A 14,496-nucleotide genomic window follows, 5' to 3' on the forward strand; every position below is an offset into this window, starting at 1 on the left:
TGTGTATAATAATTAAAAACCCAAGGTGATGTCACAAACAATGCATGTACTGCAAAAACTTAAAATGCCATTGAATGCACTGTCTGATAGTGTAATCGATCAGCATGCAATTAATTTCTGGATTCAGAAACTCAATCCTGTGTGGTCGTTGAATCAGCCATTAGGCAAGATCGTGCATATAGAAAATGCAGCACAGGATATGCTGAGTCTGAAAATTCAGGTGAATCGCTTATTTAAGTTTGGTGAAGCAGGGCAGCATCATCCGGTCTATGTGGTGGTAAACGGCATCCGTTATGAACGTAGCTATAGTTTGACCCGTGTAGATGCGCAACATGTTTTATTGACCGTGAAAAAAGTCAATGCCGGTAAAGTCAGTACCTGGTTGGCAGAACAGGCACAAGTGGGTGATGTGATCGAATTTGGTCAGCCTTATGGTGACATGACCTTGCCTGCGCAGACGAGTCCATTGATCTTACTTGCTGCAGGGAGTGGTATTACTCCAATGCTCAGTATGCTGGAAAGTTTGAGCAAAAAAGGTGAACTATCTGCACCGGTCACTCTCTGGTACTGGGTTAAAAAAGATCAAGATGCCGCATTCAAAGTACGGTTTGAAGAACTTGCTCAGAAACATGCAAATTTCTCATTTCATGTGTATGCCACTCAAGAACAGCCAGCTGCTGCGCGTCTGGATGAAACCTATCTGACCGATCTGCAAAATCTGGAAAATAGCATCGTATATTGCTGTGGTCCTTCAGGTTTTGTATCTAAAGCAGAACAGCTTTTTACTCAGGCAAAACAGTTTAAAGGTGAAGCCTTCAGTATGAGTTTGGCGGATCTATCGGATACCGGCTTTATTAATGTCACCCTGACCCAGTCGAAAAAAACGGTCAGCATTCCAAAAGGCCAGTCCATTCTGGTGAGCCTGGAACAGCAAAATATTAAACCGACCCATGGTTGTCGTATGGGCATTTGTAATAAATGTGCCTGCAATAAAGTAGAGGGTTCGACCAAGAATCTGGTCAACGGTTCGCAAAATACCGAGCCCGGCAACCTGCTCAAAATTTGTATTAACTCAGCGCAGACTGACCTTGTCATCGACTTATAAGCGAGTTTTATCCTATGAATATGCCAGTAAAATTACAGTATTTTAAAAATCCTAAAAACCGTGAATTAACCCAGTTTGAACTTGATGAACTTGCACGTGAACTCGATGCGATTAAGCAAGAAGTGCTAGATGACCTGGGTGAAAAAGACGCCAAATATATTCGCCGTGTCTATTCAACCATTCGTTATTCGTCGATTGCCGGTCGCGCCTTGTTATTTGCAGGCTGGTTCCCGCCAGCATGGCTATTGGGTACAGGTCTCTTGGGCTTTGCCAAAATTATGGAAAATATGGAACTGGGTCATAATGTCATGCATGGTCAGTATGACTGGATGAATGATCCTAAACTCAATGGTCAGACCTATGAATGGGATATCGTAGGGACTTCAGACAACTGGCGTCAAACCCATAACTTTAAGCATCATACCTATACCAATATTAAGGGTATGGATGATGATATCGGTTATGGCCTATTACGCCTGTTCCCCGAACAGCGCTGGAAACCGGGCTATTTATTGCAACCGATTTATGCAGTGCCATTCTGTTTATTGTTCCAGTGGGGCGTTGCAATTCAGAATCTTGAATTGGGTAAATACTTCAAAGGCCGTAAAAGCAAAGAGCAGACCAAAGAAGAATGGCGTCCAATGCAGAATAAAATCGGTAAGCAGTTGTTTAAAGATTATGTATTCTTCCCACTCATCGCGGGTCCTGCGGCTTTACCGGTTTTAACCGGCAATATGGTGGCCAATGGTCTGCGTAATATCTGGACCTTTAGTATTATTTTCTGTGGCCACTTTACCAAAGATGTAGAAGTATTCCCGAAATCAGTACTGCAAAATGAAAGTCGTGGTCATTGGTATATGCGCCAGATTCGTGGTTCATCCAACCTGACCGGTTCTGAGGCTTTCCATATTTTAACCGGCCATTTAAGTCATCAGATTGAACATCATCTGTATCCTGATGTGCCTGCACGTCGCTATCGCCAAATGGCACCGAAAGTTCAGGCTGTTTGTGAAAAATATGGTTTGAACTATAACAATGCCAGCTTGGTAAAACAGTACGGCAGTGTGATCAAACGTATTGTGAAATATGCATTTCCGTTTAAGAAATAATTTTTCTTAAAGCTAAAAAACCACTTCAAATGAAGTGGTTTTTTATTTAGGAGGTGAATACTTCAGGAAGTCAAAGTCCTAATTGCAAAGCTATTTAAGATGATTTCAAGGCATAAAGTAAAAAGTTAATATGCCATTTATAGCGTTGTCTAAAGGCGTTTAGTTGGTTAACCCTATAGAATGGAAAGACTAATATGGCATCGAATGAGCTGAAATATTAATTTTTGGAAGCTGTTGATCTTGACCCTCAAAATAGCTTTGCTGCGCCAGACTGAGCATTTCTATATCTTCCTTGCTATTCCCATAAGCATAAATTTCAGCATAATTATCCAGATTATATTTTTCTAGAATTCTAATTTTCTTTTGTGTATTACTACAGTCAGGAGTTTGATAAAACCCTGTCAATTTCCCGGCTTTGATTTCAACTTCGCTACAGATTAAATCGATATTTAAATAACTGCACACCGGTTTAAGATACAAATCTAATGAGGCGGATACCAGCACGACTTCATGTCCTAATTGTTGATGCTGTTTAAGTTGCTTTAATAATTTCGGATTTAACTTGAATATTAGTTGTTGCGCATAATCCTGAGCTAATTGCAGAATTTCCCCTGCATCACTGTTTTTAAACATGCTGGCATACAATTTGGGTCGCATGCGATGTGCCGGATAGAAATTTAAATAATAGGCCTGAATCCATGGCAAAATTTGCATGCCGCGTTTCACAATATGCCGTTTTCTTAAGGCATGGAAAATGAACCCGGTAAAGCTATCATGCAGATACAGGGTTCCATCAAAATCAAATAAGGCTAGAGTTTTAGATTCTTGATTTTGCGCATGCATGTTTGATATCGACCATCGACGCGGGTAGCAAACCAGTTAGTATTATAATCACGACTTAATTTTGGTCCGGAAATGACCACTTCAGGCATAATGGCATAGATTGGATCTTTACCTGTCTTTTCCTGATAGAGCTTGCTAACGCCACGATAGGTCATGGTGTCTTCAAAATCTTTCTCTTTTTCCTTTTTTAAATCGGCACGGATTTGACGTTCAGTAATAATAAAATTATTTTTGGCAAAGACACTGATCAACTCGCGCTCGGACTGGCTCTTTTGTGAGCGGGTTGCTCCATCTTTCGTATATAGCAATAAATCGCCATCCAGATCGAGTTCGGCTTCAGTTAAATCATTTAACATGCTCTGAAAAGCTGCATTTCGACTGGAATACATGCCCGAGTTATAGTCCGCAAAACGGTAAATCGGCTTGTCATAATCCGCCGGATACATCATCAGGCGATGAATCCCATAATACAGACCGCCATATTGACTGTAGAGATCGGTACGCAGCTCTGCAATATTGCCGCCTTGGCGTTTATGCTCTTTGGCATAGCTGATATGCACTTGCATTGAACCCAATGTAGTAATCGGATTCATTTTCTCAGCAATATTCTGCCCGACCAGTTTGGCAGCACCAGTGAGTGCGCTGACATGATAATGCTTCGACATATAGTCAAATATTTCACGATATAGCTCATCCAGTTCCCGTTCAGTTTTGACCCGGCGCATCTGACTCAGGAAGTTGTCTTCAGGACTTGGATGATTTTTAAGAACTTCCTGAAAATATCCAGCAACTGTTCCACCAAATGCATCACCAAGTTTGTCTTTGAATTTTTCATCAAGACGGCCTTGAACTTCCTTAACCGCTTTTTCACCCAAACCCGGAACAGTAGGATCTGCAACAAAGTTGGATTCCTGATCAACTACTGCCACAATGGTGCAGACATTTTCCTTGGTCTGAGGAATGCCAAGCTGTTCAGTAATATCGTAAATATCTTGCGCCCAAGATTCACGTTGATTGACACGGCTTGGAATAGCTTTACGAATATGTTCAACTTCAAGTGTTGGTTTATCATCTTTTGACCACCATGAACCGTTGCCACAGCCAGCAAGACTTAAAGAAAGTGCGAGCACAGACAATGACTGAAGAGAAAAACAAGAGGTAAAAGTTTTATTCATGGTGCGGTAAATTAACTGAAAAGATGAGTGAATAAGACAGATGCAGTATACTATGCTCACCAAAAAAGTGATGAATTTATATGTATATTGGTCCTTATCAACTGTCAAACAATTTGATTGTCGCTCCCATGGCAGGTGTAACCGACCGCCCGTTTAGAACCTTGTGCAAATATTTTGGCGCAGGTCATGCAGTGAGTGAAATGATGACGTCCGACAAAACTTTGCGAATGAGTAAAAAAAGCTTATATCGTGCCAATTTTGATGGAGAACTGGCACCGATTTCGGCGCAGATTGCTGGTTCAGACCCGCATGATCTGGCTGAAGCGGCACGTTATCAGGTGGCCAATGGCGCACAAATTGTTGATATTAATATGGGCTGTCCAGCCAAAAAGGTCTGTAACCGACTTGCTGGTTCAGCTTTGTTGCAGGATGAAGATTTGGTTGCGCGTATTTTAGATGCAGTTGTTGCTGCAGTTGACGTGCCGGTAACCTTAAAAACCCGTCTTGGTTATTTGAATGGACAGGAAAATATTATGCGGGTCGCGAAACGCGCGGAAGAAGCGGGAATTGCCGCATTGGCTTTGCATGGCCGTACCCGTGAAGACATGTATTTGAATACCGCGCGTTACACACTTATTAAAGATGTAAAGGAAATGTTGAATATTCCTGTGATTGCTAACGGTGATATCGACAGTCCTGAAAAAGCCCAATATGTGCTGGATTATACCGGTGCAGATGCAATTATGATTGGACGTGCAGCACAAGGCCGGCCCTGGATTTTTCGTGAAATTGCACATTATCTAAAAACTGGTCAACATCTGGATGCACCGAGTATTGCAGAAGTCAAAGAAGTTTTATTGGGACATCTGACAGAATTATACGAGTTCTATGGCGAATATTCCGGCTGCCGAATTTCTCGTAAACATATTGCCTGGTACACCAAAGGACTGCGATCTAGTAACGAGTTTCGTCAAAGCATGTATCAGGTAGAAAATACCGCTGACCAGTATCGTGTGGTAGAAGATTATTTTAATACCCTGCTAGAACATGGCCTTACAATGAATGATGTACAGGTTGAAGCGGTGAATTTACTGCAGACCCAATAAAGTCAGGACAACTGACCGATTTAGGTAATATTTTTTGTGTTAAATACCAACCTTTTTTATCTTGAGCAGACAAATTTTAGCACTCTGTTTACACTTGAGTGCATCTAATACATACCAGTACATTTTGTTCACTTAAACTGGACAGGATTTGGACATTGCTTACTCAGGCTTCCTCTAAGATAGATTCATCCATATATAACCCAGATGTGAACTTTCTGGCTTGTAGTCATGATTGAGGGAGATCTATATATATGACAAATACCAATCGTCCAGTTACAGAATTTAGTCATAAAACGTCAACGGAATTGCCACAAGAACGTAGTGAAGGTCTGAATGTCAATCCTGCTGACACTAATGCACGCCCGGATTTGAATACCCCCGTAAAAGATAATCCTCATGTTCCTGACATGAATGAAGGTAAGGATAATCTGGCTGCGACCAGCGCTGGTACTTTAGGTGGTGCTGCTGTGGGAGCAGTTGCAGGTCTGGTAGGTGGTCCTCCAGGTGCAGTGGTAGGTGGTATTATCGGTGGAATTGTAGGCGGAATTGCAGGTAATGATATCGCTACGCCAGATCATCAAAAACAGACCGATAACTATCAGCATCCTGAAAATCACCCAGAGGCCGATAACTATCGACATCCGGATCATCTGATTGCAGAAGATAAATACTGGAGAGATGAGTATCAAAACCGCCCGTATTTCAGTGAAATGCGGACAACTTATATCGATCTGGATTATGATCGCGACTATCGCGATGCCTACCGGGTCGGTTATGAAAACCGCTCAATGTATGATCGTGATACAGATTTTGATCGTGCCGAACCTGAACTGCGTACCAAGTGGGAACAGTTAAAAGGTGAGTCCCGCCTCAATTGGGAAGAAGCGAAATTCGCGGTTAAAGATGCCTGGCATCGTGTTACACGCTAGTAATCTGGCTGAATTAAAAAACCTCTCTATATAGAGAGGTTTTTTTATGATTTCAATGATTAAGGGTGCGACATTTCCAGTACGAGCTGGTTAATCAGATCGGAGGCTTCCATTTCACGAATCTGCGCTACATTTGAACCCGCCCAGAATGCACCATAACCTTGATCTCCATGTTTGGCAGCAGCAGCATTTAGCTGTTTAGCAAGATCATAAGTATATGGATAGGCTGGCACGTCCAAACGGTCTGGGGTATCGACTTCCATATGCCAGTGATTGATGATGCCGCGTGCAGGACGACCGGAAATGCTGGCACTGACTTGAGTGAGTGGCTTGGAAAGTAGAGCTTTACGATAGTCCTCATTGGCATTGGAAGATTTGCATTGTACAAATGCAGTTCCGAGTTGTACTGCCTCTGCACCGAAATCCAGCATCAGTCTGGCCTGTTGACCATCCATAATTCCGCCTGCAGCTACAACGGGCAAGGACGAATGCTGTCTAATCAGCTTGACCAGATTCGAGGTTTTAACTGAGGCATCAAATTTGGTTGAGAAAACTCCCCGGTGTCCGCCAGCCTCAATACCCTGTGCGACAATAATATCGATTCCCGCTGCTTCAATAGCCTTGGCTTCGGCAAAGTTGGTGGCAGATACCATAGTCAGAATTCCGACCTGTTTGAGGGCTTGAATCTGATGTGGATGCGGAATACCAAAATGAAAGCTGACCGCTCGCGGTCTGGTTTCCAGTATCAGATTCAGGAAGTCATCATTGTCTTTAAAACTCGGATAAATGCATTCCAAATGATCCGGTGCCTGAGCGCCATATTCGGCAAATTTATCTTTAAATTGTGCAATCCATGCCTGTGCTACAGCTTCATCTACAGACACACTGTCATGACAGAAAAAATTGACCTGAAAAGGGCAATCAGTCAGTTCCTGGGTCTTTAAAATCTGTTGTCGGGCAGCCTCGATACTGCTGGCTCCCAGACCCAGTGAACCCAAGCCGCCCTGATTGGACACTTCGGCAGCAAGCTCAGGTGTAGAGACACCTGCCATCGGTGCCAAGAAAATAGGATGTTTAATTCCAAGATTTTCTAATAAAGACATAGATTTGCTCCTTGTTATGCTTTTACTTTGCCTTTGAGCACCAAATTAAGCAAATCATATTGGTTATTTTATTTTGAAATACTGCAGCATGGGTTACGTGCCATTTACATTTGTTACGACACACTATGTCGCAATTGGGACGGGTTGTTTATAGGTCTGGAAAGTAAGACTTTATAATAGCTTTTTGGTCAAATATCCTCTGAGCCCATGTCTGATCGTATCCGTGAAAAACTGCGAATTTTAGCCGATGCTGCCAAGTATGATGTGTCGTGCTCATCCAGCGGTAGCAACCGTAAAAATAAAGACAAGGGTGTGGGCAATACAGGGAATGGCATCTGTCATAGCTATACCGAAGATGGCCGCTGTGTTTCCTTGCTGAAAATTCTGTTCTCTAATGTCTGTATTTTTGACTGTTCCTATTGTGTTTCGCGCCGTTCCAATGACGTTCAGCGTGCAGCATTTACCGTGCAGGAAGTCGTCGATCTGACCATGAACTTTTATCGGCGTAACTATATTGAGGGGCTGTTTCTCAGTTCGGGGATTTTTAAATCAGCCGATCACACCATGGAGCGGATGCTGCAAGTCGTCAAAAAACTTAGACTCGAAGAAAACTTTAATGGCTATATCCATCTGAAAACTATTCCGGGTGCATCACAGGAGATCATTACCGAAGCCGGGCTGTATGTCGACCGTATGAGTATTAATCTGGAAATGCCAACGGAAGCGGGACTGCAAAAATTTGCGCCTGAGAAAACCCATGCCGAAGTACAAAAAGACTTGGGCATTGTGCGTGACCGGTTGATCCAGCTCAAAGATGAACGCAAGCTGATCAAGTCCGTTCCAAAATTTGTACCTGCCGGACAAACTACACAAATGGTGGTGGGCGCACATAGTGAAACCGATCAGGACATTATTTTGATGGCTGACCGGCATTACAAGGAATTTAAGCTGAAGCGAGTGTATTTCTCTGGTTATATCCCGATTAATCCTGAAGAGAAAGCCTTACCTGCTATCGGCTCAGCACCGCCATTATTAAGAGAAAACCGCCTGTATCAATCCGACTGGCTGATGCGTTTTTACGGCTTTGCTGCTGATGAAATTGTCGATGATCAGCATCCGAATCTGGAACTGGAGATTGATCCCAAACTCAGTTGGGCCTTGCGTCATCCTGAAGCCTTTCCGGTCGATATTAACCGTGCCGACTATAAAATGATTCTGCGTGTACCCGGCATAGGCGTGCGTTCTGCCCAGAAAATTGTACAGGCCCGCCGTTTTGGACAGATCCATATTGACCAGCTAAAACGGATGGGCGTGGCTTATAACCGGGCGCAGCATTTTATCCGCTGTGCGGATACACCGAAATTCAGGAAAGATCAGCACGCCCATCAGATCCGCCAGCAAATTTTGATGTCAGGGCAATCCAAGTATCAGCAGCAACTTTCACCTCAATTAGGATTGGGTTTTTAGTGGCAAGTTACTGTTTTGATGGCAGCATGACTGGTCTGCTCAGTTGTGTATTTCGTGCTTTCGAGTTTAAAGAATTTAATGTGATAGTGACGGCCAATCCTCAAGCACAAACAGGTTTATTTGATGAATTTATCCATGTGGCCTCTAATGATCAACATGGGCAGCGGGTGTGGCAGGGATTAAAGCAGAAAGTATCTTCCAGCAGTTTGCGTGCTTTTTACTATACCTTTCTGTCAGAGCAGGAAGCAGCGTTTCAGAGTCTTTTTGATTTTGCAGTTTATGTCTTTCAAAACCAGCGTCCAGTCGATAAAGATTATGGTCATGCTGCGGTAATCGGCATGTCGCAATGGGCCAAGCAAGTGGGTCGGGAAAAGCATCGCATGGAGGCTTTTGTACGCTTTAAAAAAGCCAAAGATGGCTTGTTTCTGAGTCTGGTCAGACCGGACTTTAATGTCTTGCCGATTATTTCCCGACATTTTCAGGAGCGTTATCAGGATCAAAGCTGGCTGATTTATGATGAGCAGCGTAATTACGGTATTTATTATGATTTAAAGCAGATGCATCAGGTCGAGATGAACGCGGAAATAATCGATCCACAAATCCGGATTGGTCATAGTCAGTCATTCAGTATTGAACTGGATGATCAAGAGCTGCTATATGATCAGCTCTGGAAAGATTATTTCAATAGTGTGAATATTCAGGCGCGCAAGAACATGAAATTGCATATTCAATATGTGCCAAAGCGTTACTGGCGTTATATGAATGAGAAATTACTTTAAACAGTACATCAGGCTGTTTTCAGGCATAATAAGCATTGGTATATTTAAATTGAGTGTATAAACATGAAGGTATGGCTAACGTCATTAGCGCTGCTCACTGGATTAACTGCATGTTCGGAACAACCACAAAAACCGGTCGTAGATCCAGTCAAATATCAGGTTCAGACCGCACAAGAACTGCAGCAACGTTTTGATGCCCTCAATGTCCAGTTAGCCCAGGATTTTCAGAAATTTAAGAAAGTCGAAAGTATTGCTTTCGCGCACCAGTTTCCTTTAGATGTCAATAATCTGCAAAGCTTGAACCAGCATCTCGTTAGCAGTACCGCATTAAAACCCAGTAAAATCGCCTATTGCGATATGATGAATAGTTATTTTGCCGATATGTACCGCTTGGGACATTACAATCTGGAATTGGTCGATGACATTAAATTGCCCAATGCCAAGAATGAAAATTTAAAAGCCAATTTCTCCGACGCCGATCATTTTTATACCTTTATTCTGGACCGTTATACGACTTATCGTCAGGTTCAGCAGACCATGGGTTATGGCTGTAATTTAAAAGCTGCGCTGTAAATCCTGAAGACAAAAAAAGCCCATCATCAAGATGGGCTTTTGATTTTAAGCATTAACAACCGGTCAGTTTTTCAGGCTGCGGTTTTTCATCCGGGAAGAAGATTGGACGAAGTTTTACCCCAATGCCATTGCCGATAAAGGCAAACACCAGCCACAACCAGCCATGCAGACTACCAGACGCAATCCCACTGAAATATGCGCCAATATTACAGCCATAAGCTAATCGTGCGCCGTAGCCCAGCATTATGCCACCTACAACAGCGGCAATCAGTGAATGTTTTGGAATATTGAAATTCGGCGCAAATTTACCTGCCAGACTTGCTGCCAGCAAAGCACCCAGCATGATACCGAAGTTCATCATGGAGGTAATGTCATACCAGAGTGAGTTGGCCAGCGCTTTTGCATTACCCGCCTGTTGCCAATAATCCCAGGATGCAACGTCTATACCTACAAGACTTGCACCTTTGGCACCCCACACAGCCAGTGCAGAGGTCACGCCCCAAGGACGACCTGCTAATGCCAGAGTCGCAAAGTTGAGTAAGGTCAGGATAATACCACCCCAAATCAGAGGCCATGGACCACGGATAAAGCGCTTCCAGCCTTGGTGTTTACTACTGGGCTCAATTTCGAGACTACCGTGACGTTTCTTTTCGAAATAAACTGTTGCTGCAGCAATAATGGCAAAAATGATAAAGCTCAACAGTAATCCAGGGATCACCCCTAAACTTTCTACTAGAGAAATCGGTTCAAGATGCGGAAGGGCAAACCACCAGTCAAGATGCGAGGTCGCAATCACTGACCCAATACAGAAAAACAAGAGCGTCACCAGCATGCGTGCGCTACCACCACCTACGGTATACAGGGTACCGGATGCACAGCCGCCACCAAGTTGCATGCCGATACCGAAAATAAAGGCACCAATCATGACTGACATGGAAACGGGGTTAACATTGCCTTTAACTGGGTTACCAAATAACTCACCCGCACCTAAGGCGGGGAAGAACAGCAAGACGGCCAGAGCGAGCATAATCATCTGCGCGCGTAAACCACGACCGCGACGTTCCTTGATAAACACACGCCAGCTTGAGGTAAAACCAAAAGATGCATGGTACAGGGTCATGCCCAGTGCACCACCAATCAAGAATAACAGGGCTTGATTTAAGCCAACGATTTGATAGGCACCGATTGTACCTATGATAAGCAAGATAAAAGCTGCCCAAACCGAAATATTCGACCTTTGGGAAGCAGCAACAATGACTGACATGGGAGTGAAAATCTTAAAAATAATAAATAAAGGCTGGTATTCTACTGAATTTCAGCTTTAATGCAGCTTGTTTTAGGGCATTAATCATTATTAAGTCATTCTAATTGTTGATAAGATTTATCAGCTTATCTGATCTTATTGGGCGGTTTAGATAAAGTGCAGATTTTATCTGGTAATAAACCCACTTTAAATTTATAGATATTAATGACCAAAACTATCATGCATAAAAAAGCCTGCAATTTGCAGGCTTTTCAATATCAAGCTGAACGCTAAAATCAGTTTTCGGCTTTTTCCCGGACGTCTTGAGCACCATCTTCAACTGCCGCAGCGGTAGAAGCAGTTGCTTTTCGTGCTGCTTCAGCAGTGGCATCCGCGGCGCGGGAAGCTGCAGCAGCTGCATCATCGGCAGCTTTAGCAGTTTCTTCTGCTGCCTTATCCAGAGCCTGTTCAGTTTTGACTTCAGCTTCACGTGTATCATTTTTAATATCATGCCCGGCTTGATCTGCTGCATTTTCTAGATGTTCACCTGTGGTGGCACCTGTTTCAGGCGCTTTTTCTTTATTACAGCCTACCAGGGCAACAGTTGTAACTAAACCTAAAGCAATAAGTAGTTTTTTCATCGGGTAATATCCTTTTGTTGTTGTAGAGCTGGAGTTTAATCTATCAACTATTTATTTGAATTTATGCTAGAAAATAGATCAAAAATTGTTTGTCAAATGTAACTTTTATAGATTTGAGAAAGGTTAGGAGCTACTTGAGGTTTTGATGATAAGTAAGTCGAAGTTTCATTGAATCGATATTAAAGCATAAAAAAAGCCCGCATAAAGCGGGCTTTTCTCAGGAATAAATTACAGGCCGGCAGAGGCTTTAAGCGCTTCCACTTTGTCTGTTTTTTCCCAGGTAAAGGCTGTATCCGAACCTTCACGACCAAAGTGACCATAAGCAGCAGTTTGCTTGTACATAGGCTGGATCAGGTCAAGCATACGGGTAATACCATATGGGCGTAGGTCGAAGTGTTCACGCACCAATGCAATAATCAATTCTTCAGATACTTTTGCAGTATTGAAAGTATTGATTGAAATTGAAGTTGGCTCGGCAACACCGATCGCATATGACACCTGAATTTCACACTTGTCAGCCAGACCAGCAGCCACAATGTTTTTCGCAACATAACGACCTGCATAAGCAGCAGAGCGGTCAACTTTAGATGGGTCTTTACCGGAGAAAGCACCACCACCATGACGCGCCATACCGCCGTAGGTGTCTACGATAATTTTACGGCCAGTCAAACCACAGTCACCCACAGGACCACCGATCACGAACATACCGGTCGGGTTGATATGGAATTTGGTGTCGGCATGGAACATGTCAGCAGGAATGATTTTTTTCACGATTTCTTCAATCACAGCTTCTTTCAGGTTCGCTTGAGTGATTTCAGGATCATGTTGAGTCGAAAGGACTACGGCATCTAAACGTACTGGCACACCATTTTCATAAGCAAAAGTTACCTGACTTTTGGCATCTGGGCGTAACCATGGCAACGTACCATCACGACGTAATTCAGCCTGTTTTTCCATAAGACGATGTGCATATGAAATCGGGGCAGGCATCAGTACATCAGTTTCACGGCTTGCATAACCGAACATCAGTCCTTGGTCACCGGCACCCTGATCTTCAGGTTTTTGGCGGTCGACACCCTGAGCAATTTCAGGTGACTGTTTGCCAATCATGTTGATTACAGCACAGGTTGAGCCATCAAAACCCAGATCAGAATGGTGATAACCAATTCCGTTCACGGTATGACGTACAATTGCCTCAAAATCAACATTTGCCGTAGTGGTGATTTCACCGGCAAGTACAACCGCACCTGTTTTTACAAGCGTTTCACAAGCAACCCGTGCATATGGGTCTTCTTTTAAGATTGCATCCAAAATAGCGTCACTGATTTGGTCAGCCATTTTATCTGGATGGCCTTCGCTTACAGATTCCGAAGTAAATACAGCGTACTCGCGCATAGTCCTATCACAGTTAATTTTAAAGACCCGATATGTTACATCGAGTTGCGCTCTAGGACTAGCTTAACGCAACAAAATTGGACGAAATTGTTTCAAAATATTGTGTTTTTAATTGATTAATAGAATTAAAAAAATTGATATGCCTATTAAATCAGCATTATTCGTGAGAGAACATACATTAATAATATTTAACACCCCAAACTGACAAAAAATTAAATTATTAGATTTCAAATTGAATTTAAAAAAATAAACGTGCAAAGAATATAAAGCTAAAAATTCAAACCTTGTTTTAAGCAAGTGATCATTACATCAATAAAGCAAAGCAAGCGGGTATGCCGTGCGACTAGCTGTCTTGTGGGTGTCCGGGTATATCTTCATATTAGCCTCAGTCTTCAATATTTGTCACTTAGGAATAGCTACATCTTTTTGTATGGACTGTTGGAGCAAGACTACACGGAGATCAGAGATGATGTATCAAAAGGCATTTACCCTGATTGAGGGGCTGATTGTAACGATAATTGTTGCGATTTTAGCCACGATGGCTTTTATGAGCTATCAAGGCTATATCGTACGTTCTCAATTGGCTGATGTGTTTCAGCAGGCTAGGGTATATCGAAGCCATTTTATTGCCTCGGATCAACAGTGTGATGCCGGACGGCAGATTGGTGGTGGTAGCCAATATATCGAAAAAGTGATCATTAACGCTGCCTGCCGGATTGAATTTAAGATGCGGCAACAAGGTGTAGATGCCGCGATTCGCGGGAAATCAATTGCCTTTGATGTTTATAGTGGGAAATGTTATTCAACCAATATTCAGCAGCGCTATTTGCCGAACGATTGTCAGGGTCAATAATCAAAGTCCATCCATATTAAAAATTTAGCCTAAGCTAATTAGATTTTTATATGGATTTATAAATATTTTATAATTAAAAATAAGAAAAATTACATTATATAGGACTTACGCACTATTATTTATAGATTTTCTGTGGCAGCAGATGATTCTTATCGAGAATAAATTCATCAATAAA

At 42.7% G+C, this 14,496-nt stretch carries 14 protein-coding genes; 8 read left to right on the forward strand and 6 right to left on the reverse strand.

The window, feature by feature from the left end; translation table 11 throughout:
• Positions 1–40 precede the first annotated feature (40 nt).
• On the forward strand, positions 41–1,105 hold the full coding sequence (locus tag VXQ92_RS14430) for a flavin reductase family protein (RefSeq protein ID WP_416682279.1): 1,065 nt from the start codon (positions 41–43) through the stop codon (positions 1,103–1,105).
• Between the two features lie 14 nt (positions 1,106–1,119).
• Positions 1,120–2,214, forward strand: coding sequence for a fatty acid desaturase family protein (locus VXQ92_RS14435; protein ID WP_004279989.1), 1,095 nt, complete (start codon positions 1,120–1,122; stop codon positions 2,212–2,214).
• A gap of 189 nt (positions 2,215–2,403) precedes the next feature.
• Here VXQ92_RS14435 and VXQ92_RS14440 read toward each other — a convergent pair whose 3' ends face one another.
• Both VXQ92_RS14440 and VXQ92_RS14445 read right to left on the reverse strand, forming a co-directional pair.
• Positions 2,404–3,057, reverse strand: a complete 654-nt coding sequence (locus tag VXQ92_RS14440) for an HAD-IB family hydrolase (protein ID WP_144723921.1) — start codon at positions 3,055–3,057, stop codon at positions 2,404–2,406.
• Positions 3,024–4,232: a DUF1615 family protein gene (locus VXQ92_RS14445; protein ID WP_416682267.1), complete on the reverse strand. Its 1,209-nt coding sequence runs from the start codon at positions 4,230–4,232 to the stop codon at positions 3,024–3,026. Before VXQ92_RS14445 ends, VXQ92_RS14440 begins: the two co-directional genes overlap by 34 nt.
• 80 nt (positions 4,233–4,312) lie before the next feature.
• Between VXQ92_RS14445 and dusB the strand changes: the two genes are divergently transcribed.
• Together dusB and VXQ92_RS14455 are read left to right on the forward strand one after the other, a co-directional pair.
• Positions 4,313–5,338: a tRNA dihydrouridine synthase DusB gene (gene dusB, locus VXQ92_RS14450; RefSeq protein ID WP_416682269.1), complete on the forward strand. Its 1,026-nt coding sequence runs from the start codon at positions 4,313–4,315 to the stop codon at positions 5,336–5,338.
• A 251-nt stretch (positions 5,339–5,589) separates the two neighbouring features.
• Positions 5,590–6,267, forward strand: a complete 678-nt coding sequence (locus VXQ92_RS14455; RefSeq protein WP_416682271.1) for a hypothetical protein — start codon at positions 5,590–5,592, stop codon at positions 6,265–6,267.
• A gap of 59 nt (positions 6,268–6,326) precedes the next feature.
• On the opposite strand, the gene VXQ92_RS14460 is transcribed toward VXQ92_RS14455, so the two are convergent.
• Complete coding sequence (locus tag VXQ92_RS14460; RefSeq protein ID WP_416682273.1) at positions 6,327–7,370, reverse strand: NAD(P)H-dependent flavin oxidoreductase; 1,044 nt, start codon at positions 7,368–7,370, stop codon at positions 6,327–6,329.
• A 207-nt stretch (positions 7,371–7,577) separates the two neighbouring features.
• Here VXQ92_RS14460 and VXQ92_RS14465 point away from each other — a divergent pair, with 207 nt between their 5' ends.
• The 3 genes from VXQ92_RS14465 to VXQ92_RS14475 all read left to right on the forward strand — a co-directional run bounded on the left by VXQ92_RS14465 (position 7,578) and on the right by VXQ92_RS14475 (position 10,189).
• Positions 7,578–8,837, forward strand: a complete 1,260-nt coding sequence (locus VXQ92_RS14465) for a putative DNA modification/repair radical SAM protein (RefSeq protein ID WP_416682274.1) — start codon at positions 7,578–7,580, stop codon at positions 8,835–8,837.
• The gene (locus VXQ92_RS14470; RefSeq protein ID WP_416682276.1) at positions 8,837–9,616 is read left to right on the forward strand and encodes a TIGR03915 family putative DNA repair protein; all 780 of its coding nucleotides are present in this window, start codon (positions 8,837–8,839) and stop codon (positions 9,614–9,616) included. The genes VXQ92_RS14465 and VXQ92_RS14470 overlap by 1 nt, the downstream gene beginning before the upstream one ends.
• 63 nt (positions 9,617–9,679) lie before the next feature.
• On the forward strand, positions 9,680–10,189 hold the full coding sequence (locus VXQ92_RS14475; protein WP_064102008.1) for a hypothetical protein: 510 nt from the start codon (positions 9,680–9,682) through the stop codon (positions 10,187–10,189).
• Between the two features lie 52 nt (positions 10,190–10,241).
• Here VXQ92_RS14475 and VXQ92_RS14480 read toward each other — a convergent pair whose 3' ends face one another.
• The 3 genes from VXQ92_RS14480 to metK all read right to left on the reverse strand — a co-directional run bounded on the left by VXQ92_RS14480 (position 10,242) and on the right by metK (position 13,468).
• Entirely contained in the window at positions 10,242–11,453 is a 1,212-nt protein-coding gene (locus VXQ92_RS14480; protein WP_064095953.1) for a YeeE/YedE family protein, read from the reverse strand.
• Between the two features lie 275 nt (positions 11,454–11,728).
• The gene (locus tag VXQ92_RS14485) at positions 11,729–12,073 is read right to left on the reverse strand and encodes a hypothetical protein (protein ID WP_416682277.1); all 345 of its coding nucleotides are present in this window, start codon (positions 12,071–12,073) and stop codon (positions 11,729–11,731) included.
• A 228-nt stretch (positions 12,074–12,301) separates the two neighbouring features.
• Entirely contained in the window at positions 12,302–13,468 is a 1,167-nt protein-coding gene (metK, locus tag VXQ92_RS14490; protein ID WP_005246700.1) for a methionine adenosyltransferase, read from the reverse strand.
• 469 nt (positions 13,469–13,937) lie between these two features.
• On the opposite strand from metK, the gene VXQ92_RS14495 reads away from it, so the two are divergent.
• On the forward strand, positions 13,938–14,321 hold the full coding sequence (locus VXQ92_RS14495; protein ID WP_416682280.1) for a prepilin-type N-terminal cleavage/methylation domain-containing protein: 384 nt from the start codon (positions 13,938–13,940) through the stop codon (positions 14,319–14,321).
• Positions 14,322–14,496 lie beyond the last annotated feature (175 nt).

The sequence above is a fragment of the Acinetobacter sp. 228 genome, assembly GCF_048147885.1.

Coding starts and splice junctions, on each gene's coding strand:
- VXQ92_RS14435 (WP_004279989.1), top strand. CDS start 1,120: ATGAATATGCCAGTAAAATTACAGTATTTTAAAAATCCTAAAAACCGT.
- dusB (WP_416682269.1), top strand. CDS start 4,313: ATGTATATTGGTCCTTATCAACTGTCAAACAATTTGATTGTCGCTCCC.
- VXQ92_RS14455 (WP_416682271.1), top strand. CDS start 5,590: ATGACAAATACCAATCGTCCAGTTACAGAATTTAGTCATAAAACGTCA.
- VXQ92_RS14440 (WP_144723921.1), bottom strand. CDS start 3,057: ATGCATGCGCAAAATCAAGAATCTAAAACTCTAGCCTTATTTGATTTT.
- VXQ92_RS14465 (WP_416682274.1), top strand. CDS start 7,578: ATGTCTGATCGTATCCGTGAAAAACTGCGAATTTTAGCCGATGCTGCC.
- VXQ92_RS14495 (WP_416682280.1), top strand. CDS start 13,938: ATGTATCAAAAGGCATTTACCCTGATTGAGGGGCTGATTGTAACGATA.
- VXQ92_RS14460 (WP_416682273.1), bottom strand. CDS start 7,370: ATGTCTTTATTAGAAAATCTTGGAATTAAACATCCTATTTTCTTGGCA.
- VXQ92_RS14475 (WP_064102008.1), top strand. CDS start 9,680: ATGAAGGTATGGCTAACGTCATTAGCGCTGCTCACTGGATTAACTGCA.
- VXQ92_RS14430 (WP_416682279.1), top strand. CDS start 41: ATGCATGTACTGCAAAAACTTAAAATGCCATTGAATGCACTGTCTGAT.
- VXQ92_RS14445 (WP_416682267.1), bottom strand. CDS start 4,232: ATGAATAAAACTTTTACCTCTTGTTTTTCTCTTCAGTCATTGTCTGTG.
- metK (WP_005246700.1), bottom strand. CDS start 13,468: ATGCGCGAGTACGCTGTATTTACTTCGGAATCTGTAAGCGAAGGCCAT.
- VXQ92_RS14485 (WP_416682277.1), bottom strand. CDS start 12,073: ATGAAAAAACTACTTATTGCTTTAGGTTTAGTTACAACTGTTGCCCTG.
- VXQ92_RS14480 (WP_064095953.1), bottom strand. CDS start 11,453: ATGTCAGTCATTGTTGCTGCTTCCCAAAGGTCGAATATTTCGGTTTGG.